Source organism: Bacillus sp. OTU530, assembly GCF_038440375.1.
In genome coordinates, this window is the sequence record NZ_JASATP010000147.1 from 1 (window position 1) to 490 (window position 490).

The following is a 490-nucleotide window of genomic DNA, read 5'->3' on the forward strand; positions in this document are numbered from 1 at the left end:
AATGGGCCTAAATGGACTCGAACCATCGACCTCACGCTTATCAGGCGTGCGCTCTAACCAGCTGAGCTATAGGCCCTTATTATGGAGCGGGTGATGGGAATCGAACCCACGCTATCAGCTTGGAAGGCTGAAGTTCTACCATTAAACTACACCCGCAAATGTGAGCCATGAAGGACTCGAACCTTCGACCCTCTGATTAAAAGTCAGATGCTCTACCGACTGAGCTAATGGCTCGTAAGATGGTGCCGGCTAGAGGACTTGAACCCCCAACCTACTGATTACAAGTCAGTTGCTCTACCAATTGAGCTAAGCCGGCACTATAAGTTTCTTGTTCGTAAACAAATAAAAGTGGCTCGGGACGGAATCGAACCGCCGACACGAGGATTTTCAGTCCTCTGCTCTACCGACTGAGCTACCGAGCCATCATGGCGGTCCCGACGGGGATCGAACCCGCGATCTCCTGCGTGACAGGCAGGCATGTTAACCGCTA

At 51.8% G+C, this 490-nt stretch carries 5 tRNA genes; all 5 read right to left on the reverse strand.

Annotated elements, in window-relative coordinates:
* Positions 1-2: 2 nt before the first annotated feature.
* Positions 3-76: transfer RNA gene (locus AAHB12_RS31300), tRNA-Ile, on the reverse strand.
* A gap of 6 nt (positions 77-82) precedes the next feature.
* Positions 83-156: transfer RNA gene (locus tag AAHB12_RS31305), tRNA-Gly, on the reverse strand.
* Between the two features lie 5 nt (positions 157-161).
* Positions 162-234: transfer RNA gene (locus AAHB12_RS31310), tRNA-Lys, on the reverse strand.
* Positions 235-240: 6 nt separating this feature from the next.
* Positions 241-316: transfer RNA gene (locus AAHB12_RS31315), tRNA-Thr, on the reverse strand.
* 33 nt (positions 317-349) lie between these two features.
* A tRNA-Phe gene (locus AAHB12_RS31320) sits at positions 350-422 on the reverse strand.
* Between the last annotated feature and the right edge of the window lie 68 nt (positions 423-490).